The organism is Vibrio genomosp. F10 str. 9ZD137 (genome assembly GCF_049974785.1).
Lineage (GTDB): Bacteria > Pseudomonadota > Gammaproteobacteria > Enterobacterales > Vibrionaceae > Vibrio.
Genome location: NZ_JBNGCJ010000215.1, coordinates 1 through 372 on the forward strand (window position 1 = coordinate 1; position 372 = coordinate 372).

At 52.7% G+C, this 372-nt stretch carries 1 protein-coding gene; it reads right to left on the bottom strand.

What is annotated here, in order from left to right:
- Window positions 1-372, bottom strand: a 372-nt coding sequence (locus ACP45E_RS02935) for a thrombospondin type 3 repeat-containing protein (protein ID WP_241824254.1), incomplete at both ends; no start/stop codon positions are given.

A 372-nucleotide genomic window follows, 5' to 3' on the forward strand; every position in this document is an offset into this window, starting at 1 on the left:
CCTTCCGTCACTTCCTGACCATCTTTGATGCCATCGCCGTCGGTGTCGTTATCGCCCCCTTGCACTGGGTCGTTCGGGTCGGTTTTGTCCCAACCTTCCGTCACTTCTTTGCCGTCTTTAATGCCATCGCCGTCGGTGTCTTTATCGCCCCCTTGTACTGGGTCATTCTGATCATTCGGGTTGGTTCCGCTGAGGAGTTCATCCGCATCAGAGATACCATCATTGTCACGGTCACACGCAATAGAAAAACCTGGGCTGACTTCACACATTTGGCTGTCACCAGCGAGCGTTTTTTGGGAAGGTAAACCTTCATCGCCTTTGTCACTACAGGCGCTCAATAATAGCGCGGCCATTAACGGCGCCACCATTTTC